General features: G+C 62.0%; 19 protein-coding genes and 1 pseudogene. 1 reads left to right on the top strand and 19 read right to left on the bottom strand.

Annotation, left to right across the window (positions count from 1 at the left end):
- The first annotated feature begins 82 nt into the window (after positions 1-82).
- Positions 83-760 carry a hypothetical protein gene (locus CFK21_RS09560; protein ID WP_096366445.1) on the top strand — a complete coding sequence of 226 codons (678 nt, stop codon included), beginning with the start codon at positions 83-85 and terminating at the stop codon, positions 758-760.
- Here CFK21_RS09560 and CFK21_RS09555 read toward each other — a convergent pair.
- The 19 genes and pseudogenes from CFK21_RS09555 to dsrA all read right to left on the bottom strand — a co-directional run bounded on the left by CFK21_RS09555 (position 757) and on the right by dsrA (position 20,068).
- Positions 757-2,073 (bottom strand): NAD(P)/FAD-dependent oxidoreductase, encoded by a 1,317-nt coding sequence (locus CFK21_RS09555; RefSeq protein WP_096366444.1) that lies wholly within the window; start codon positions 2,071-2,073, stop codon positions 757-759. The genes CFK21_RS09560 and CFK21_RS09555 overlap by 4 nt on opposite strands.
- A gap of 38 nt (positions 2,074-2,111) precedes the next feature.
- The gene (locus CFK21_RS09550; protein ID WP_096366443.1) at positions 2,112-4,076 is read right to left on the bottom strand and encodes an alpha-amylase family protein; all 1,965 of its coding nucleotides are present in this window, start codon (positions 4,074-4,076) and stop codon (positions 2,112-2,114) included.
- A gap of 50 nt (positions 4,077-4,126) precedes the next feature.
- Positions 4,127-4,597 (bottom strand): rhodanese-like domain-containing protein, encoded by a 471-nt coding sequence (locus tag CFK21_RS09545; RefSeq protein WP_096366442.1) that lies wholly within the window; start codon positions 4,595-4,597, stop codon positions 4,127-4,129.
- A 28-nt stretch (positions 4,598-4,625) separates the two neighbouring features.
- Positions 4,626-5,309 (bottom strand): response regulator, encoded by a 684-nt coding sequence (locus CFK21_RS09540; RefSeq protein ID WP_096366441.1) that lies wholly within the window; start codon positions 5,307-5,309, stop codon positions 4,626-4,628.
- Complete coding sequence (locus tag CFK21_RS09535) at positions 5,306-6,952, bottom strand: histidine kinase (RefSeq protein ID WP_096366440.1); 1,647 nt, start codon at positions 6,950-6,952, stop codon at positions 5,306-5,308. The genes CFK21_RS09540 and CFK21_RS09535 overlap by 4 nt, the downstream gene beginning before the upstream one ends.
- Before the next feature lie 157 nt (positions 6,953-7,109).
- A complete protein-coding gene (locus CFK21_RS09530) occupies positions 7,110-7,430 on the bottom strand; it encodes a HesB/IscA family protein (RefSeq protein WP_096366439.1) in 321 nt (106 codons plus the stop codon).
- A gap of 83 nt (positions 7,431-7,513) precedes the next feature.
- On the bottom strand, positions 7,514-8,896 hold the full coding sequence (locus CFK21_RS09525) for a cobyrinate a,c-diamide synthase (RefSeq protein ID WP_096366438.1): 1,383 nt from the start codon (positions 8,894-8,896) through the stop codon (positions 7,514-7,516).
- A 77-nt stretch (positions 8,897-8,973) separates the two neighbouring features.
- Positions 8,974-10,217: pseudogene (gene nrfD, locus CFK21_RS09520) on the bottom strand (NrfD/PsrC family molybdoenzyme membrane anchor subunit).
- A 39-nt stretch (positions 10,218-10,256) separates the two neighbouring features.
- A complete protein-coding gene (gene dsrO, locus CFK21_RS09515; protein WP_096366437.1) occupies positions 10,257-11,024 on the bottom strand; it encodes a sulfate reduction electron transfer complex DsrMKJOP subunit DsrO in 768 nt (255 codons plus the stop codon).
- The gene (locus CFK21_RS09510) at positions 11,021-11,530 is read right to left on the bottom strand and encodes a hypothetical protein (protein WP_157745591.1); all 510 of its coding nucleotides are present in this window, start codon (positions 11,528-11,530) and stop codon (positions 11,021-11,023) included. Before CFK21_RS09510 ends, dsrO begins: the two co-directional genes overlap by 4 nt.
- A 33-nt stretch (positions 11,531-11,563) precedes the next feature.
- Positions 11,564-13,516, bottom strand: coding sequence for an NAD(P)-binding protein (locus tag CFK21_RS09505; RefSeq protein ID WP_096366435.1), 1,953 nt, complete (start codon positions 13,514-13,516; stop codon positions 11,564-11,566).
- An 87-nt stretch (positions 13,517-13,603) separates the two neighbouring features.
- On the bottom strand, positions 13,604-15,127 hold the full coding sequence (dsrK, locus tag CFK21_RS09500) for a sulfate reduction electron transfer complex DsrMKJOP subunit DsrK (RefSeq protein ID WP_096366434.1): 1,524 nt from the start codon (positions 15,125-15,127) through the stop codon (positions 13,604-13,606).
- A gap of 47 nt (positions 15,128-15,174) precedes the next feature.
- The gene (locus CFK21_RS09495) at positions 15,175-15,903 is read right to left on the bottom strand and encodes a respiratory nitrate reductase subunit gamma (protein WP_096366433.1); all 729 of its coding nucleotides are present in this window, start codon (positions 15,901-15,903) and stop codon (positions 15,175-15,177) included.
- Between the two features lie 80 nt (positions 15,904-15,983).
- Positions 15,984-16,316: a TusE/DsrC/DsvC family sulfur relay protein gene (locus tag CFK21_RS09490; RefSeq protein ID WP_096366432.1), complete on the bottom strand. Its 333-nt coding sequence runs from the start codon at positions 16,314-16,316 to the stop codon at positions 15,984-15,986.
- Positions 16,317-16,360: 44 nt separating this feature from the next.
- On the bottom strand, positions 16,361-16,669 hold the full coding sequence (gene tusB, locus CFK21_RS09485) for a sulfurtransferase complex subunit TusB (RefSeq protein ID WP_096366431.1): 309 nt from the start codon (positions 16,667-16,669) through the stop codon (positions 16,361-16,363).
- Positions 16,670-16,686: 17 nt separating this feature from the next.
- Positions 16,687-17,103, bottom strand: coding sequence for a sulfurtransferase complex subunit TusC (tusC, locus tag CFK21_RS09480; protein ID WP_096366430.1), 417 nt, complete (start codon positions 17,101-17,103; stop codon positions 16,687-16,689).
- A 28-nt stretch (positions 17,104-17,131) separates the two neighbouring features.
- Positions 17,132-17,524, bottom strand: coding sequence for a sulfurtransferase complex subunit TusD (gene tusD, locus CFK21_RS09475; RefSeq protein WP_096366429.1), 393 nt, complete (start codon positions 17,522-17,524; stop codon positions 17,132-17,134).
- A gap of 120 nt (positions 17,525-17,644) precedes the next feature.
- Positions 17,645-18,721, bottom strand: coding sequence for a dissimilatory-type sulfite reductase subunit beta (gene dsrB / locus CFK21_RS09470; protein ID WP_096366428.1), 1,077 nt, complete (start codon positions 18,719-18,721; stop codon positions 17,645-17,647).
- A gap of 87 nt (positions 18,722-18,808) precedes the next feature.
- Positions 18,809-20,068 carry a dissimilatory-type sulfite reductase subunit alpha gene (dsrA, locus tag CFK21_RS09465; protein WP_096366427.1) on the bottom strand — a complete coding sequence of 420 codons (1,260 nt, stop codon included), beginning with the start codon at positions 20,066-20,068 and terminating at the stop codon, positions 18,809-18,811.
- Between the last annotated feature and the right edge of the window lie 136 nt (positions 20,069-20,204).

The following is a 20,204-nucleotide window of genomic DNA, read 5'->3' as shown; positions in this document are numbered from 1 at the left end:
TACGATATTAGGAAGTTAGAAACCTGGCCTGGTGATTGCATTACATCGCTGGATGACTCATATGCCAACGACAGGTAGTTCCATGTCCCGTTTCAAAACCGGTTTTCTCAGTCTGCTGCTGCTGCTTCCCGGTCTGCTGCAGGCCGTCTCCCTCGATCCGGTCTGCGTTGCCACCCGACCCAACGTGGATGTAGGCTGTGCCATCGGCGAGTCCCAGTTCCGTATCGATGTCAGCCAGAGCGCAGCCGACGAGGTGACTTTCACCTTTGCCAACATCGGCCCGGAGGCCTCGGTGGTGCTGCCGCATATCTATTTCTTCGGTGATGGCTATTTCTCCGGCCTGAATGCCATCGAGAGCGGCAGCGTGGGCCGGGTGGACCTGATGGAGGGGCTGGCCAGGCCCGGTACCCTGCATCCGGCGAAACGTGATCCCGCCTATGACTTCGGTATCAGCGGCCCGGCCACGGTAAGCGGTATCAACGCGGGTACGGAGGCCGTGCACGAGTCGCTGGCGATCCGTTTCGCGCTGGCCGTCGACTACACCAGCCTGTTGCTCGGTCTGGAGAGCGCGGACCTGCAGGTGGGCCTGTTCGGGCGCTATTTCCCCGAGACCCGGGGCGGGCTGGGCTTCCTGACCATGGAGACCGACGGACTGGTCCCGCCGGCAGCCGTTCCGGTGCCGGGCGCACTGCTGCTGTTCGGTTCCGGCCTGGTCGGGCTGGCGGCTGCGGCACGCCGGCGGCTCAGTGCCCAGCACTAGTGCAGCTTGATCTCCGGATGCACGCTCGCGCGGAACAGGTGCGAGATGCTCAGCATGGTGGTGCGGTAGAACCCGAACAGCGCCAGCTGGTGCAGCTTGTACAGTGACAGGTACACCATCCGCGCGATAAAGCCTTCCACCATCACGGAACCGGTCAGGTTCCCCATCAGATTGCCCACCGTACTGTAGCGGCCGAGCGAGACCAGCGAGCCGTAATCCCGATAGTGATATTCCGACAGCGGCTCGCCGTTGAGGCGCTGCTGCAGTACCCGGTACAGGTGCGAGGCCTGCTGGTGTGCGGCCTGCGCGCGTGGCGGCACCAGGCTGTCCTTTTCCGGCCAGGGACAGGCGGCGCAGTCGCCGAGGGCGAAAATGGCGTCATCACGCGTGGTCTGCAGAGTGGGGCGGACCACCAGCTGGTTGCCGCGGTTGGTTTCCAGTCCGGCAATGTCCTGCAGGAAATCCGGCGCCTTGATGCCTGCGGCCCATACCCTGATCGCTGCCGGGATGAACTGATCACTGTCGGTCCGCACGCCCTGATCGGTTACCTCGGTGACCCGCTGACCGGTGATGACATCGATACCCAGCCGGTTCAGTTCGGCGTGCGTGGCCTGGGACAGGCGTTCGGGCAGGCCGGGCAGGATGCGCTCGGCCGCCTCCACGATGCTGATCTGGATCGCGTTCGGGGTGATGGTCTCCAGCCCGTAGGCCCGGAACAGCCGTGATACCTTGTGCAGCTGCGCGGCCAGCTCGATGCCGGTGGCGCCGCCGCCGGCGATCACCACGTCGAGCTGACTGAGTTCCAGCGGCCGGTTCTGGGCATGGGCATGGATATAGGATTCCAGCAGTCGGGTCTGGAACTGCTCGGCCTGGGTCTTGGTATCCAGGAACAGGCAGTGCTGCTTGACGCCGGGAATGCCGAAATCGTTGCTCACGCTGCCCACGGCGATCACCAGGGTGTCGTAGCCGAAGGTGCGCTGCGGGATGATCTCTTCTCCGTCGCTGCTGTAGGTCGGGGCGACCTGAATTTCCTTTTTTTCCCGGTCCAGACCCTCCATCCGGCCGAGCCGGAAGTGAAAGCCGTTCTTGGCCCCCTGGGCCAGATATTCCAGCTGATTCTCGTAGGAGTCGAAGGTGCCGGCCGCGACCTCATGCAGCAGGGGCTTCCAGATATGCGTGCGACTGGCGTCCACCAGGGTGATGTCGGCGCGTCCGCGGCGGCCGAGTTTCCTGCCCAGCCGGGTGGCCAGTTCCAGTCCGCCGGCGCCGCCGCCTACGATGACGATACGGTGCTTGTTGGTCTTGTCGTTCATGGCGTTGTCTGCTTTTGCGGGCGGCTGCCCGGCCTCCTTCAATGCAGCCGCGACAGGACCATCAGCTGGTAGGGCTCCAGCACCAGTTCCTGGGCGGCAATGATGGTGCGACCGGCGAACAGGTCCACCATCGACTTGCGCATGCCCATCATGCGCAGGTAGCGCGCCTCCAGCCGCTGCTCGCGCTCGCTGAAGTTGGCCAGCACGAACAGGCTGTGCTGTTCATGATTGCGGAAAAAGCCGAATACGTGCCGGTTGCCGGTGTTGACGATCTCGGTTTCGGTACGACGGAAGGCATCATTCTGCTGGCGCAGCTGAATCAGACGCAGGATCCCCTGGTAGATACGACCGACGGTGGTGGAGGTGTTGCGGCGTTGTTCTGCCCGCTCCCAGTCGAAGGTGGAGCGGTGCAGCCAGCGTGAGTCACCCACCTTGCCCGGATCCTCGTCGTAGCTGTAATCGTTGAGCATGCCGATCTCATCGCCCAGGTAGATCAGCGGGATGCCACCGATGGTGATGATCACTCCGTGCAACAGCAGGATGCGTCGTACAGCCAGATCCTGTTCGTTTGCGTCGTCTTCCTCGAGCGCTTTTTCCAGTCCGCACAGCGAGGCGCAGGTGCCCGAGACGCGGGCGTCGCCGGTGGCGGGATTTTCCTGGAAGGGAGCGCCACGGGCGAAGCTGCCTTCAAAGCGGTTGGTATAGAAACGGGTGAGAAAATCCCGGTGTGCACGCGGATCGAAGCCCACCGCTGCTACGTCCCGGTCGCAGAAGGCCCAGCCGATGTCGTCATGGCAGCGTACATAGTTGACCCAGGCGCAGCCCTCGGGGATGGCGAAGCGGCGTTCCATCGCATAGTGCAGCAGCCTGACGTCGCGGGTCGCAAGCGCGTCCCACAGCAGGGCCATCAGCTGTGGGTTGTAGGAGAGTGGACATTCCTCGGGGCTGATGTACTTGCTGACCTCGTCGGGATGAACGATGGCCTCGGATTTGAATACCATCGCCGGGGCGGCGATGCTGACCAGCGCGTTGAAGGCCTGAATGATCCAGTGCGCCTCGGGAAGGTTCTGGCAGTCCGTGCCCAGACGCTTCCACAGGAAGGCCACTGCGTCCAGGCGCAGTATCTCGACGCCCTGGTTGGCGAGGAACAGCATCTCCTCCAGCATGCGGTTGAATACCACCGGGTTCTCGTAGTTGAGATCCCACTGAAAGGTGTTGAAGGTGGTCCAGACCCACCGCTTGATCCGGTTGCGGTAAGTGAAGGCGCCCGGATGGTCCTCGGGAAAGATCTCGCCCATGCTGCGTTCGAAGGCGTCCGGCATGCTTCGGTCGGGAAACATGCGGTAATAATCCTGATATTCCTCGTCGCCGCGCAGTGCCTGCTGGGCCCACTCGTGCTCATCCGAGGTGTGGTTGTAGACGAAATCCAGCACCAGCGAAATGCCGTGATGGCGCAGTTCGGTCGCCAGTTCGCGCAGGTCCTCCATCTCGCCCAGGCGGGGCTCGATCCCGCGGTAGCTGCTCACGGCATAGCCGCCGTCGTTGTCGCCCTGCGGCACTTTGAATACTGGCATCAGATGGAGGTAGCTGATGCCGAGTTCAGTGAGATAGGGAATGCGACCCCGCAACCGCTCGAGATCGCCGGCGAACAGATCCACGTAGCACATGGCGCCGACCATGCGGTTGGACTGGTACCAGTGCGGATCCAGTTCGCGCATGGCGTCCAGTGCCTTGAGCTCGGCGGGGCGTTCGAGCCACATCTCAGTAGCCGAGGCCAGGATGCTCTCCAAGTGATAGAAGAAGTCGTAGTGCTGGCCATACAGCCCGTGCAGGCGCTTGAACAGTCTGGGGAAGTAGGTCTTCAGTCGATCAACGTAGGCGGCCCATTCGGCAGGGTCGGTGCGGGCCCGGTAGCGTTCCTCGATGCGCGGCAGCAGGCGGCGCAGGGAGGCGTCGCTATGTTTCTGCAGCCATCGGGCATCATCGCTACTGCTGTAGTTCATACTGCAATCCAGGCGGCTGTGGTGCGGGTGGTGCCAGTCGGGCTGCGGCTTCAGCGCTGCTCCGGCGGCAGCTGCTCGGGTTTGAGATGGGGCGTGAAGTACTCTTCGGCATCATCCGGGTCGACCCGGTTGCCCTGGCTGTCGACCAGCGGCAGTTCGTAGTCGTTCCAGCCGCGCAGACCGGTCTTGAGGGAGTAGACATCCTCGTAGCCGAGCTGCTGCATGGTCACGGCCGCCAGCGCGCTGCGGTTGCCCGAGCGGCACACCACGACCACCGGGCGGTGGCGCGCCTCCACCAGTTCGGGGACGGTTTCGTCGAAGCCCCATTCACAGGCGGTTTCCAGGATTCCGCGCGGTACGTTGAGCGAACCCTCGATGCGCATGGCTTCGTATTCATGGGGCTCGCGGGTGTCGATCGTCAGAATGTTGTCCTTGTGCTGCTCCAGTTCCTCCATGTCCCAGGGAAAGACTTCCTGGATCTGAGAGGTGGCTTGCTCGATGAGATCGGTGTATTTCTTCATTGCGTGCTCCGCTTGGAATCTTATGCGCTTACTCGGCCTCGCGCCCGCCGAGATCCTCGCGGGTGGAGCGTAGGCCCTGTTCGACTGCGATCACGGCGGCCTCGACCCGGGAGTGGACGCCCAGCTTGCGCAGGATCGCCTTGACATGCAGCTTCACGGTGCCGTCGGAGATGCCGAGGTTGCGGGCGATCGCCTTGTTACTCTGGCCCTCCGCGAGCAGGCCGAGGATCTCGCTCTCGCGCGGTGTGAGCTCATCGAAGGGGCTGGTGCTGGCGTCATGGGTGCTGATGCTCTCACCCTGGACCACCTTGGCCAGCACCGGCGCCAGGTCGGGGGCGACCACGGTCTTGCCGGCAACGATCTCGCGCAGGGCGACGACCAGGTCGTCAGGTTCGATATCCTTGATCAGATAACCCTGGGCACCATTGCGCAGGGATTCGACCAGATCCTGTTCGTTGCTGCTGGTCGTGAGCATGACGATGGGCATTTTCAGTCCGCTCTGGCGCAGTTGCCGCAGAACCCCGAGTCCATCCATGTCAGGCATGCGCATGTCCAGCAGCACGACATCCGGCTTGAGTTCCTCGGCCAGCCGGATGCCTTCCTTGCCGTCGCCCACTGCGGCAACGATCTCGATGCCGCGGTGGGAGAGCAGGCCCTGCAGGCCGACCCGGAACAGGGTGTGATCATCAATCAGTATGACGCGCAGACTCATCGGGAGATATTTTCCACCGGGATGTTGACTTCCTGCAGATTGACCTGGGTCGAGGGCGGTGCCTTGAACATTACCTGGATGCGCGTGCCTTCGCCCTGCTCGGATTCGATACGGATGCGTCCACCGAGCCGCTGGGCGCGCTCCTCCATGATGGACAGGCCCACATGTTCGCCCGGGCCGCCGCTTTTGTTGGGTCTGGCCATGCCGACCCCGTCGTCTTCGATCAGCACGGTATAGTTGCCGACCGCATCGCCGCGCATCAGTACGCGCACCACGTGTGCCTGGCTGTGCTTGCGCACGTTGGCCAGCGCCTCCTGAATGATGCGCAGCACCTGGATTTCCATGTCGTCGGGCAGTTCGCGATTGCCCCATTCCTGCTGCAGGAAGATCTGAATATCGGATTCATTGCGGAAACGCTGGATAACCTTCTCCACCGCCGGTATGAGACCGCGGCGGTCGATGGGCGCGCTGAAATGGTCGATCAGTCCGCGCAATTCGGTGTAGGCCTCATCCAGGCTGTTCTCGATGCGCTCCAGTTCGGCCCACAGGGCGGATTCATCACCCTGGTGCAGGGTTTCGTCCAGAACCCGGACCTGGAAGCGCAGGCTGGCCAGGGTCTGTGCCAGCGAGTCATGCAGTTCGTGGGCGATGCGGGTGCGCTCCTCGATGATGGACAGGCGGTTGGCTTCCTCGTCAACGCCGGCCTTCTCGATCGCCATGCCGAGATGACGGCCGATGCTGACCAGCAACTCGCGATCCACGCCGTTGTCCAGCTTGTTGCTCTTGTCCACGAACAGGTTGTACACCCCCAGGGTGCGACCACGGTACTGCAGCGGCACGGCAATCATCTCGATTTCCTGATTGTCGAAGAAATCGCTGCCGACCAGTCGGTTGCAGGTGCGCAGGCTGGTATGCATCTGCACCGACCCCTCGGTGGCGGCCTGGCCGCACAGGCAGCGATCGGAGGGCAGGTACTGTTCCTTGCGCACGATGTCCTCGCTCAGTCCCAGACTGGCGACCAGACGCATCTGGTTGTCCTTGCCCTGCAGTCTCACCGTCGCGGCACGGGCCTGTACCACCTCCTTGAGGGTGTGCAGGAAGCGGGTCAGCAGGTCATCCAGATCGCGGGAACTGTTGATGCTGGCCGCGACGTCGTAGAGGATCTCCAGCGATCGGGTCTTCTGCTTGATGTGGCGGGTCTGCTTGCGAACCTGGGTTTCCATGTCCAGTTCCAGGCTCTGGAAACGATCGCTGAGTTGGTTGATGTCGTGCATCAGATCCGTGAACAGACCCTGGGTCGGGACCGGGATCCGGCTGGAGAGCTGGTTATTCAGCATCATTGTCGCCCAGGAGCGGATTTCCTGCAGTGGCTGCAGGAGTTCATGCCGGATCAGGATGATGCCTGTGATCACGAGCACCAGACCCAGCACGGCCAGAAGTGTCTGGAGGATGTAAAAGCCGCTGCCGGGTTCGGCCAGCCACAGATGAGCGAGCGAGAGCAGGAAGGTCAGCCCCAGCCCGAGCATGGGCATGAGCAGGGGGTTGAGTACCCGGTTGCGCAGTGAAATGCCGCCGCCGGAGGTCTCCGCGTGCGGCTCCCGCTGGCGCCGGGTTTCGGTCTGTTCGAGGGATTCCTGGCTCATCCGACCTCAGTGACGTACTGCCTCTAAAATCAATGCCATGGTGCTGGAAGACGGGGCGAAAACAACGGACTTGAATCACCCACTATACCACCTTCACCGCCGGCAGACATCCGCCGGGAACCCTCCGCGCCGGTTCCGCAATGGGCGCCGGGAAGCCTCAGCCGGCGTCTTCCGGCGGCTTGTAATTGGCATCATTGGGGTTCATGAAAATGAATTCGAACTGGCCGGGTTCTATCTCGACGAAGTCCACCACGGTGCCGTCCAGCAGGGCGCGGCTGGTGGGGGCGATGACCAGTTCGATGCCTTCCGCGGTATAGCGGGTGTCGTCATCCCGATTCAGGTCATCGAAACCCATGCCGTAGTGGATGCTGCCGTCGGACTGGCGGTCGGCGGCGATGCGCAGGGCCATGCCCTCCATGCGCGACTGCTTGGCCGATTCTCTGATCTGTTTGGCGGCGGCGGGGGTAATGGTGATCATGGATGACACCTCGTAATGATTAAAGCGTGAATTTCACAGGCTATTTTATGACAGCTGCCGGGGCGGCGTCGCCATCACCTGTGTTACGTGGGGTTTTTGCAGCGACGGACAAAGTCGACGAACCGTGCGGTCCAGTGATACTGACTGGTGTCCCTCAGGTGGGCATAGCAAGCCAGCAGGTTCTTGTAGACATAGCCGTCGTGCCGGCCGTCGATGCCGCTGCCGCGCAGCACCCGGTAGGCGAAGGTCGCGCTGTCGGTGTTGAAATTTTCCAGCCTTGAATAGTGGAATTCGTGGGCGGCGACAGCCCCGGTGGGGGGGGTGCCCTGCCAGGGATGTGCAGGGTGTTCCTCTTCCAGCACGATGTAGCCGCGGCCCTGTGGGCGGGGATGCATGACGGTGTCGGCCGGGATGATGCCGACCATTTCCGCCCGCCGCTCGTTCCAGTGCAGGCTGCGGGTCAGGTACATCAGGCCGCCGCACTCGGCATAGGCGGGCAGTCCCGCCTCGATGGCGGCATGGATGGCATGACGCAGTTCCGTGTTGGCCGCGAGCCGGTCCATGCAGGTCTCCGGAAAGCCGCCGCCGATGAACAGACCGTCGATGGCCGGCAGTGCGGTATCGCTGAGGGTATCGATCGGGACCAGGGTGGCGCCGGCCGCTTCCAGTGCCTCCAGGTCATCGGGGTAGTAGAAGCCGAAGGCGGCGTCGCGGGCAATGCCGATGCGAACCTTTATCCGGGACGGTGCAGCCGCCGGTTGGATCGAGGCGGGCGGCAGTGCGGGTGCTGCGGCCGCAATCCCACGCAGCAGGGACAGGTCGACTTCGTCCCGGATCCGGGCGGCAATGCCGTCGATCAGGACGCGGGCGCCGGAGGCCTCGTTGCTCGGTACCAGGCCCAGGTGACGCTCATCGATGCGCAGGGCCGGGTTGCGGTGCACGGCACCGATCACCGGGATGTCGGTGTAGTGCTCAACGGTCTCGCGGAGCTTGGTTTCGTGGCGACTGCCGGCCACCTTGTTCAGGATCACGCCGCCGATGCGCAACTGCGGATCGAACTGCTGGTAGCCCAGCAGCAGGGGGGCGATGCCGCGGGTCATGCCCTGGACGTCGATCACCAGCACGACCGGGGTTTCCAGCAGGCGCGCCAGCGCGGCATTGCTGTTGCTCAGGTCCAGCGCCATGCCGTCGAACAGACCCTTGTTGCCCTCGATCAGGCCGATGTCCGCACCCTGTAGATGAGCAGCCACCAGCGCCTGGATCTCGTCCGGCTGCATGGTGTTGAAATCGAGGTTGTAGCAGGGGCGACCGCTCGCCTCATGCAGCCACATGGGGTCGATGTAGTCCGGTCCCTTCTTGAAGGTCTGGACCTTCAAGCCCTGCTGCGCCAGCGCCGCCGCGAGGCCCAGGGACAGGGTGGTTTTGCCCGAGGACTTGTGTGCGGCGCTGATATAGAAACGGGGCATGGATTCAGAAACACGGAACGCGCGCAACCGGCGACGGCTGCGCGCGTTCTGTCAGCATGGAGGTGGAGATCCGGCGATCAGGCCGCTTTGCCGGCCGCGGCGTCGGCGCTGCTTCCGGCATGGTGCGGATCGGCGCTGGCATCATCCAGCTTCTGCGGCATGAAGGGCAGGACCTTGACGGCCAGCGCCACGGCGATCAGGGCAATGCCGAAGCCGCCGATGCCAAGCAGGAACTCGGGCAGGGCGGGGCTGTACTCGGCCACCACGCCGTCGTAGAAACTGCTGCTGACCTCCATCCCGGGGAACAGGACCAGTGGGTAGGCCTGGCCGCCGATGATGATGGTGTACATCTGCGCCAGCCCCCGAGGATGATCAGGACACAGGCCCAGCCGATGGCGGCGCGTGATTTGCCAAGACTCGGGTGATACAGCATGGCCAGAGGGACCAGGCTGCCGATCAGGATCTGGCCGATCCAGAACAGTTGGGTGTAGATGCCGCCGCCGAGCAGGAGAAAATGCTCGTAGCCGTGATGCTCGGTGGCATAGAGGTTGGTGAGGTGGTAGGCCAGCACGAAATACAGCACGCCGGCGACGAATACGCCGAGCAGGTTCTTCAGGCGGCGCACCAGGGCATCGCCGAGGGGACGCTCGGTCCACCTCATCGCCGCCATCAGCACCAGCAGGTAGATGGCCAGGCCGAAGGAGAAGGACATGACCACGAACAGCGGCGCCATGATGGCTGCGTCGTAGGCCTGGCGGGCAACGATGAAACCGAAGATCGAGCCGGTACCGGTGGTGAGGATCAGGCGCCACAGGAAGGCGAACAGGCCGACCGTGGATGAGTACTGCTTCTTGGACGGGTCCATCAGCATCCACAGATACACGGCGACGATGGCGATGAAGCCGTTGTACAGAATGATGTTCCAGGCGAAGATCGATTTGAAGTTGTAATAGGTCATGGCGACGATCAGACGGTCCGGACGGCCGAGATCGAGCACCAGAATGGCCAGACCACCGACAAGCAGGGCGATGGCAAGCAGGCCGGAGAGGGGGGCCAGCGGCTTGTACGGCGCCTTGCCGAATACGGAACCGATGGAGGCGACATTCAGGGCCCCGGAGGCGGCAACAATGAGGAAAACAGCGAAGACGTGCGGGGTGCCCCACACGATCTGGTTGTTCATCCCCGTGACATAATGGCCATGGTGTTCCATGTAATAGGCGGCACCCAGGCCGATGGCCACGATCAGGCCGAGGATGCCGATCAGGCCCCAGTAGCCCGTTCCATTGTTCGTTACTTCTCTGAAATGGATTGTCTTCTTCATGGATCCTGGCTCTTATGCTTGTGCGTCTTGGAGGAGGGTTCAGATGCCGCGATAGCGTACACCCAGGTCGAGTCCCAGGTCGGCACGGATCTGGGTGCCGCCGTGCAGTGCCAGTTGACGCGATATCTCGCTGTTCGGATCGTTCATATCCCCGAAGACGAAGGCGTCGTGACCTTCGGCGGCACAGGCCTCGGCACAGGCGGGTACGGCATCGGCCCCGTCCTTGTCGACACGATGAACGCACAGGGTGCAGCTTTCCACCGTGCCCTTGCCGCGCGGAGCGACGACCAGCTGATCCTGCAGATCCTCGTGGATGAAGGAACGCGCCTTATAGGGGCAGGCCATCATGCAGTAACGGCAGCCGATGCAGATATGCTTGTCGACCAGCACGATGCCGTCGGCGCGTTTCATGGAGGCACCGGTCGGGCAGACGTCCACGCAGGGCGGATGTTTGCAGTGCTGGCACATCAGCGGCAGCTGATGGGCGTAGCCCGTGCTGGTATCGCGCAGTTCGACAATGCGGATCCACTGCGCCTTCTGCTCGGGCGAGGAGTGCGGCTCGCTGTTGTGGATATCGCCCCAGCCGTTTTCCTCCATGCAGCCGCGCACGCACGCATCGCAACCGTCGCCGCACTTGTTGGTATCGATCAGCATGCCCCAGCGATTGTCACTGGAGACGGGCTGATCGGCGGGCTTGGCCTGCGCGACCTGGTTGAGAAACACGCCGGGGGCAATGCTGATGCCGGCGGCGGCACCGGCAGTCCCGCCGAGGAAGCGGCGGCGTGAGGTGTCTACATGCTCGCTCATTGCAGTCCTTCCTCCGTTACTGCCCGCAGAGCATCCGCGGTCAGTTCGGCTTCTGTCCCGGTGAAGTGATGGGCCTTGCCGCTGCCCAGCCGATGCATGGTGGTATCGGCATCCGGCATCGGTGTATCCCGATGACAGGAGAAGCAGTCGATCTTCACCGCGGCATAGCTGTGACAGCTGCTGCAGAAATGCTCCTTGCTGTCGCTGCGCACAACCTTGCCCGATTCAGGTTTCGGGACATGGCAGTTGATGCATTCCTCCAGGCTGTACTGCTTGGTGCGTACGCCCCGGCGCATGGTCTCGTCGCGCTGGTGGAGGATGTACTCCATGTGGTTCTTGCGCATCTCCTCGGTCGGCTCGACACAGCCCTGGGCCTCGCTGTAGCGGGCATTGGCCTCGGGGATGTCCGGCCGGGGTACCTCGGCGCTGGCAAGCAGCGGGATGGCCAGAAAGGCCATCCCGGTTGCGAGAGCCAGTGACTGCAGGGATTGAAACAACCGCGTCATGTCCGCTCCTAAACTGCTGCTGTAGGGATCGACTTACTCACCCATCGCCATATCGATGTAGCCGGTGGGGCAGACATCCGAGCAGATGTGGCAGCCGATGCAGCGATCGTAGTCGGTAGCGACGTAGCGGCCGGTGGTCGCCTCATCCTTCTTGACGCGATAGACGGCGTCCTGCGGGCAGTAGATGACGCAGTTGTCGCACTCGAAGCACATGCCGCAGCTCATGCAGCGGTCGGCCTCGGCCTTGGCCTCTTCGTCGGTGTAGCAGTCGTAGCGTTCCTCAAAGTGACCCAGCACTTCCTCGGCGCCCGGACCGTGTTCCTTGCGCTTGAGACGCGGCTCGTAGCCGAAATGCCCCAGGAACAGCTTGTCGTGCGGGATGATTTCGGAGCTGGCACGGTCCTCGTAGTTGTGCACCGCGTACTTGGCGCTGGAGGTGCCGCGCAGATCACCCTCGTTTGCGTGGAACTCGATGGGCGACAGGTGCGCTTCGTTCAGCTTGGACAGCAGGTTGAAGTGGTGCTTGTCGACCTTCGGGCGCTTGACCTGCGACTCGTTCTTCAGATAGTGCTCGATGCTCTCGGCCGCGATGGAGGCCTGGCCGATGGCGGTGGTCAGCAGGTGCGGGCGAATGATGTCGCCGGCGACGAAGTGCCCCGGACGGTTCGGGATCTGGTAGAACTGATCCGAATCCATCAGGCCGCGGCCATTGTCGAAGTCCTCAAGTCCGATCAGGTCACCGCCCTGACCGATGGCGGACACGATCAGGTCGGCCTCGATGTCGAACTCGGTGCCTTCGACCGGGGTCGGACGGCCATCCTTGATCTCGCACTTCGCCATGCGCAGTGCGGTGGCGCGGCCGCTGTCGTCCTTGACCAGGGCGACGGGCATGACCTCATTGAGAATGGTCACACCCTCGTGCAGGGCATCACGCACCTCGTGCTCGGTGGCGGTCATCTCTTCCTTCGGGAACAGCGCGGTCAGGGTCACCTCGGCGCCTTCGCGCGCAGCAGTCAGGGCGGCGTCGTGCGCGGTGTAGCCGTGAACGACCTCTTCCGGGCGGTCCTTTTCGTTGATGTTGGAGATCTTGCCCAGGCGGCGGGCCACGGAGACCACGTCGATGGAGGTGTCACCACCACCCACGCACACCACCTTGTCGGCGGTGACCTGCAGATCGCCCTTGTTGTAGGCCTCCAGGAAGGCGACACCGGAGACGCAGTTCGGGGTGCCTTCCCAGCCCTCGACGGGCAGGCCGCGGCCGGTCTTGCAGCCGATGGCCCACAGGATGGCGTCGAATTCCTTCTCCAGCTCCTCGACGGTCACGTCCTTGCCCACGCGGGTGTTGGTGCGGACCTCGATGTCGCCCATCTCGACGATACGGTTGATCTCGTGGGTCAGGTGGGTACGCGGGATACGGTAACCCGGGATGCCGTACTCCATCATGCCGCCGAGCTTGTCGTGATCATCGAAGATGCAGCTGCCGATGCCGCGGCGGCGCAGGTGATAGGCCGCGGACATGCCGGCCGGGCCGCCGCCGATGATGGCGACCTTCTTGTCGGTCTGCAGTGCCGGAGACTCGAACTTGAAGCCGCCCTCGTAGGCGCTGTCGCCGATGAACTGCTCGACGGCGTTGATGCCGACGAAGTCCTCGACCTCGTTGCGGTTGCAGCCGTCCTCGCACGGCGCCGGGCAGACGCGGCCCATCATGGCGGGGAAGGGGTTGGCATCGGTGGAGCGGCGGAAGGCATATTCCTGCCAGCTGACGTCCTGGGGCGGCTTCTCGATGCCGCGCACGATCTGCAGCCAGCCGCGGATGTCTTCACCCGACGGACAGCTTCCCTGGCAGGGCGGCGTACGGTGGACGTAAACAGGGCACTTGTGAGATTCGTCGGCGACGAAAATCTTGTCGTGCATGCTGCTCCAGGTGTGTTCGCCGTCCTCGAACTTGCGGAAAGTGAGTTTCATATCGTCTTGGGAAGTTGCCATGCCTGTTCTCCTGATCTAGGTGAACCCGGTATGCCGGTATTCGTATCTAGAGATTAAAAATTATACGTCCGAATTACTGCAAGCAAATCAATCCTCGTCACCTTCGTCCTCGTCATCGTCCGATTTCTGGCCGGTCAGAATCAGCGCGTTGCTGACCAGCTGGTGGACACTGACGATCTGGTCGAGGGTGAAGCCGTAGTACGGCATTACCTTCGCGAACTGGCTCTTGCAGATGGCGCAGATCGCGGCCATGTGCGTGACGCCGTGTTCGTCCACAACTTTCTTGAGCGCTTCCATGCGGGGCAGCGCGCCCTTGACGCGCAACTCCATCAAATCATCGGTCAGCAGACCGCCGCCGCCGCCGCAGCAGTAGGTGCTGTCATAGATGGTGTCAGCGGACATATCGTAGTAGTTGTTGCAGCTGGCCCTGATGATGTCGCGCGGAATGGTGAACTGACCGCCGGGCATGTCACCCATGCGCGAGGCACGGGAGACATTGCAGGAGTCGTGGTAGGTCAGGATCATGTCATCGTTGCGCGACTTGTCCAGGTTCAGCTTGCCCTGCTTGATCAGATCGTGTGTGAACTCGCAGATATGCTGCGGTACCGGGTAGTTCGGATCAAGGAAGTCGAACGGCCCGGCCAGGGTGTTGAGGAAGCTGTAGGCCACGCGCCAGGCATGGCCGCACTCGCCGAAGATGATGCGCTTCACGCCCAGATCCAGCGCGGCCTCGCGGATGCGCATGGACACGCGCTTCATGTTCTCGTAGGAGCCGATGAACATGCCGAAGTTGGCCGCCTCGGAGGCGTGCGAGCTCAGGGTCCAGCTGATGCCGGCCTCGTGGAAGACCTTGCCGTAGCCGATCAGGCCGTCGACGTGGGGTTCGGCGAAGAAGTCGGCTGACGGCGTGACCAGCAGGACCTCGGCGCCTTTCTCGTCCAGCGGGTAGCGCACCTTGACGCCGGTGTCATCCTCGACATCCTCTTCGATCCCCTCCAGCGTATTCTCGAGTGCGGGCTGCGGCAGGCCGAGGTTGTTGCCGACCTTGAATACCTTGCCGATGATCTCGTTGCAGTACTTCTGGCCCTTGCCGACCGCGTCCATGATCTCGCGCGCGGCCATGGAGATCTCGGCGGTGTCGATGCCGTAGGGGCAGAACACGGAGCAGCGCCGGCACTGCGAGCACTGATGGAAATAGCTGTACCAGTCGTCCAGCACTTCCTCGGTCAGGTCCTGGGCGCCGACCAGCTTGGGAAAGTACTTGCCCGCGAAGGTGAAGTAGCGACGGTAGACCTTGCGCAGCAGGTCCTGACGGCCGACCGGCATGTTCTTGGGGTCGGTCGTGCCGAGGTAGTAGTGGCACTTGTCGGTGCAGGCGCCGCACTTGACGCAGGCGTCCAGAAACACCTGGAAGGAACGGTATTTACCGAGCAGTTCGCCCATCTTGTCGATGGCGACCTCCTTCCAGTTGTCCAGCAGTTCGCCGGGATAGCCAAGCGGCTGCTGGAAGTCGGCCTTGGCGACATACGGCTTGCTGTGCTCCATCGTCCCTTCCTGCAGCTTCGGGATGATGGGGATTTCTCTGAATTTGGGTACGTCAAAATCAGCCACGGTTCGCTCCTAAGTCTACTGCCGCAAAGGTGTCACAGTCTCTGCGATTATTTTTCCAGCTCGGCGGCCCAGGGGGCCAGGTGCCGCTTTTCGCGCGGGTTGTCGACCTGATTTCGGGTCGGGCTGAAGAATACACCGGGGGCGTGCAGCAGTTTGCTGATGGGGAACACGATCAGCAGCATTGCCACCAGGAACAGATGAATCAGCAGGGCCGGATCGGTCGGCAGTTCCTGCGGCGAGAAACGCATCATACCCAGGAAGAACGCCTTGACTGACACGATGTCGGTGTGCGAGACGAAGGTCATCATCATGCCGCTGAGGCCGATGCCGACCAGCAGGGCCAGCATCAGGTGGTCGGACGGCGCGCTGATGTAGCGCACACGGTCAACCAGGATGCGCCGTGCCCACAGGCCGAGCAGGCCGATGATCATGCCGAAGGCGGCGTATTTACCGAAGGGCTGGATCAGGGTGACCCAGAGCCAGACCTGATCCTGGAAATAACGGATGTGGCGCAGCAGCACCAGTAACAGTGAGAAGTGAAAGATCCAGCCGAACAGCCAGATCCACTTGTTGGAGCGGAACAGGCTCTGGAAGAAAACGACTTCGCGGAACATGCGCAGAACAACGCCGCCCGTGGTCGTGGGTGCCGGCGTGGTGGGGATCTTCAGCGGTGCCGGTGTCTTGGCGTAGCGGTAAATCCGCGCGCCCACCCCAACCAGAAAAACGATCGCTGCGGCATAAAACAGCGCGGTGTAAGCGATACTCACAAACGACACCGTCGTCTCCTCACTGTTGCAATTCTGTAGTAATGATGGGGGAGGGAATACCTCCCCCGGCAATCACGAATGTGTCGTGATCAGACGCAGCCGGTCGGCTTCGGCAGACCAGCGTACTTGCAGGCCTGCTTGGCCGGGCCGTACGGGAACAGTTCGTAGAGGTACTTGCTGTTGCCCTTTTCCTTGCCCAGCTTCTTGCCGATGGCCTTGGTCAGAACGCGCACTGCAGGAGCGATCTGGTACTCTTCATAGTACTCGCGCAGGAAGTTGATCACTTCCCAGTGGTTCTCGGTCAGGTCGGTGCCGTCTTCCTTGGCCATGGCGGTCGCCACTTCGGGCTCCCAGTCGTTCAGGTTGGCCAGGTAACCCTCTTCATCGGTCTCAAAGGTCTTGCCGTTTACTTCGATTGCCATGATCGATCTCCTCGTGCTGTTGGAGCAAAAATGAAAAAAAGACGTTAGAGCCAGGCCTGAACATTGTCATGTTCAGTGACCAGGTCAACGAATCCGCCGTAATCGACGACGTTGATACCGTCCAGGACCTGATCCTCACTCATACCACGTGCCCTGAGATCAGGACCTAACACGTAGACTTTGCTCTTCTCCATTGCGGACTGAACCTTGCCCGCAACGGCGGTGCCTTTCATCGCGCCATAGACCGCGTCCTCGAACAGCAGCACGGCGGCGCCGTCCTTGATGCGGCCGAGGCAGGAATCCAGGGAGCGATTCTCGAAAGGTGATTTGTTGACTGTATGCAGCATTGCCATCACTGAATCTCCCTTGATTAGAAACTGAGAACGACGTCCTGCTCATCCATCAGGTCGCGCAGCTCGTCGGCGCTGACCACACGGATGGAGGGCTTTTCTTCCCAGTCATCATCCTCGTCCTCGTACGTGATTTCCTGCAGGTCGTCGAGGCTGAGACCGCGGGCTTCGAGTGATTCCTTCTCGACATACAGCTTGTTGATGTCGTAATCCCCGAGAACCTTGTAGATCGGCGAGAAGTTCTTCATGCCGATGTCCTTGGTGTCCTGGCCCTTGGCCAGCTGATAGACACCGTCGTCCAGGAATGCCAGGCTGACATCCTGATCGAAAGCGGCGCCGATCAGGACCACCTCCAGGGATTCGAGTGCGTAAATGGTCCCGTAAGGTGCCTTACGGTTCACATACATGAACTTCTTGATACCGCCCTCGTTTTCCATAGTTCTGAAACCTTCTAGTCAGTAACTCTCAATCACCGAACACGACCAGACGGTCGCACTGGATGCCGGCCTCGATCAGCTGACCCAGACCCGAAATCCGGAAGCCGTTGGCGATGTTGTCGCCGTCCTTGCCGTGACGCTTGGCTTCGTTCTCGTCGAGGATGCCGCGGCGCTGGGCTGCGGCCACACATACGACCAGGTCGATGTTGTGTTTCTCGGCCAGTTCGGACCACTGCACGGTGATGTTGCGATCGTCCTGGGGCGGTACGCCGAACCGTGTGCCGTTGTTCACACCGTCGTGGTAGAAGAACACACGAAACACCTCATGGCCCTTTTCCAGCGCAGCCCTGGTGAACTGCAGGGCGCTGTCCGCGCTCTGATGCTGATAGGGACCTTCGTTTACCATTACCGCGAGTTTCATCTACTTCCGTCCTTCGCTACTCGTTGCACATCCAATTCGGTCAGCTGATTAAAGTGGTGCGGTTAGCGCCGTGCACTAACCGCACCCTGACCGACTGGCACAGCCTGTCTGCCCGACCGCTCAGAAGCGGATGTGGGTGGAGGCGTTCAGGCTGTTGCGCGCACCTCTCCAGTTGTCGATGTGGTACTTGGTGAACGGCAGGCCGGTGACCTCGAAGAAGCGGGGCCAGCCGATGCGCTCGATCCAGTCGTTGATGCGCTCCCAGTCCTTGGCGCCTTCCTTGTAGGCGTTCAGGATGCGCTTGACGATGGCGGTTGCCTCGGGCCAGCGCGGCGGGTTGTTGGGGATGCCGGCAGCGACCAGCTTCTGGAAGGTCGGCTTGCCGCGGGCGTTGGAGTGATTGCCGCCCACCCAGATGGCGAGCTTGGTGTGCTCGGCATCGTTGATCTGCATCGGGGGGCAGGGCGGATAGCAGGCGCCGCAGCAGATGCACTTCTTCTCGTCAACTTCCAGCGAGGGCTTGCCGTTGACCATGGCCGGACGAATGGCTGCCACCGGGCAGCGGGCAACCACGGAGGGACGCTCGCAGACGTTGGAGACCAGGTCGTGATTGATCTTCGGCGGCTTGGTGTGCTGGACGTTGATGGCGATGTCGCCCTGACCGCCGCAGTTGATCTGGCAGCAGGAAGTGGTCAGGTGCACACGGTTGGGCATGTTGCAGTTGCGGAACTCGTCGATGAGCTCGTCCATCATCGCCTTGACCACGCCGGAGGCGTCGGTGCCGGGGATGTCGCAGTGCAGCCAGCCCTGGGTGTGCGAGATCATGGATACGGAGTTGGCGGTGCCGCCGACGATGAAACCGGCGTCTTCCAGTGCCTTGATCAGCGGCTCGACCTTGGCCTCGTCGGTGACCATGTACTCGATGTTGGAGCGCAGGGTGAAACGGACATAGCCGTCGGCGTACTGATCGCCGATGTCGCACAGCTTGCGCAGGGTGAAAACGTCGAGGATACGCTGGGTGCCGGCCTTGACGGTCCAGATGGTGTCGCCGCTGTAGGCGACGTGACGCAGCACGCCCGGACGCGGGTGATCGTGCCACTTCCACTGGCCATAGTTCTTCATCATGACCGGGTGGGTGTACTGGAAGCCGTCAGGGCAGCCGGATTCGATCGGCTGGCGCATGTCTTCAAGTGCCATGGACTTCTCCTGAACTTAAATTAATACAACTCGGTTTTGATCCGGGGGCGGGATGCGCCCCCGGTCCATTGCAGACTGGAGACCTGCTCAGCTGGCAGCCTTCTGTTCCTGCTTGCGCTGGAACCACTTCTCGGCTTCCTCGTCCCAGCCGTCCATGCGGACGTAGGAGACCTGGCGCGGATAGGCAACCATGTTCGGGTCGGGATCGATGCCGATGCCCTCGAGGAAGTTGACCAGGCCGATACGCTCGATCATCTCGCCGCAGCGCTCGTGCTCCAGACCGTTCTCGGCCCAGAAGTCGATGATTTCCTCACCCATCTCGGTGATGCGCTCGTAGTCTTCCTCGTTCTCCAGCTTCATGAACGGAACCACGACGGTGCCCATCAGATCGCCGATCTTGAGGGTGCGCTTGCCGCCGATCAGGATGGTGACGCCCTTGTCGTTGCCGGGGTGCAGGGCCTTCGGCATGACGTTCAGGCAGTGCATGCAGCGTACGCAGTTGTGATCGTCGACGGTGATGGTGTCGTCGTCGTTCAGGCTGATGCAGTTGGTCGGGCAACGGGAGATGACGTTGTCGATGATGTACTGGCGACCCTTGGCCTCGACGTAGTTCTTGACTTCGTCCTGGTCGATCTGCATCTCGTCGCGCCAGGTGCCGATGATGGCGAAGTCGGAACGCTCGATGGCGTTCTGGCAGTCGTTCGGGCAGCCGGAGACCTTGAACTTGAACTTGTACGGCAGGGCCGGACGGTGCACGTCGTCGGTGAAGTTGTTCAGCAGTTTGCGGTGGATGACCTGCTCGTTGGCGCAGGACATCTCGCAGCGGGCGGCACCGACGCAGGACATGCCGGTACGCACGCACGGACCGGCACCACCCAGGTCCCAGCCGTAGTCATTGATCTCGTCGAAGAAGTGCTGGGTGCCATCGGTGTTGGTGCCGATGAACATGATGTTGCCGGTCTGGCCGTGGAAGGTCACCAGGCCGGAACCGTGCTTCTCCCAGCTGTCGGCCAGCTGGCGCAGCATGTCGGTGGTGTACATGTTGCCTGCGGGCGGCTGCACACGCAGGGTATGGAATTCCTTGGATTCCTGGAAGGCGTGACCGACTTCGGAGAAACGCGGGATGATGCCGCCGCCGTAACCGAACACGGAAACCGTACCGCCTTTCCAGTAGCCCTTGCGGGTCTCATAAGAATGCTCGAGCTGACCAAGCAGGGAGTTGGCCATGCCGCGAATACGGTCGCTGTCATGGGTGTCGCGCAGACGCTTGATACCGGAAATGAAGCTCGGCCACGGGCCGTTTTCCAGTTCGTCAAGCATCGGAGTTTCATGGTGCTTATCGGCCATGTCGGTCTCCTTGAGTTTGGAATGGCTGGTTGTGCATTTCGGGCGCCTTGAACAACACCGCCGGCACCCGTTCCACTACAACATCTAAATTCTATTTGAGTACCACGTCGATCGCGGACCGCTTCTCACGGGCCGC

The sequence above is a fragment of the Thiohalobacter thiocyanaticus genome, assembly GCF_002356355.1.
In the GTDB taxonomy this organism is placed as follows: Bacteria; Pseudomonadota; Gammaproteobacteria; order Thiohalobacterales; family Thiohalobacteraceae; genus Thiohalobacter; species Thiohalobacter thiocyanaticus_A.
Note: the sequence above shows the minus strand (reverse complement) of the source record. Positions and strands in the feature narration are given on the sequence as shown.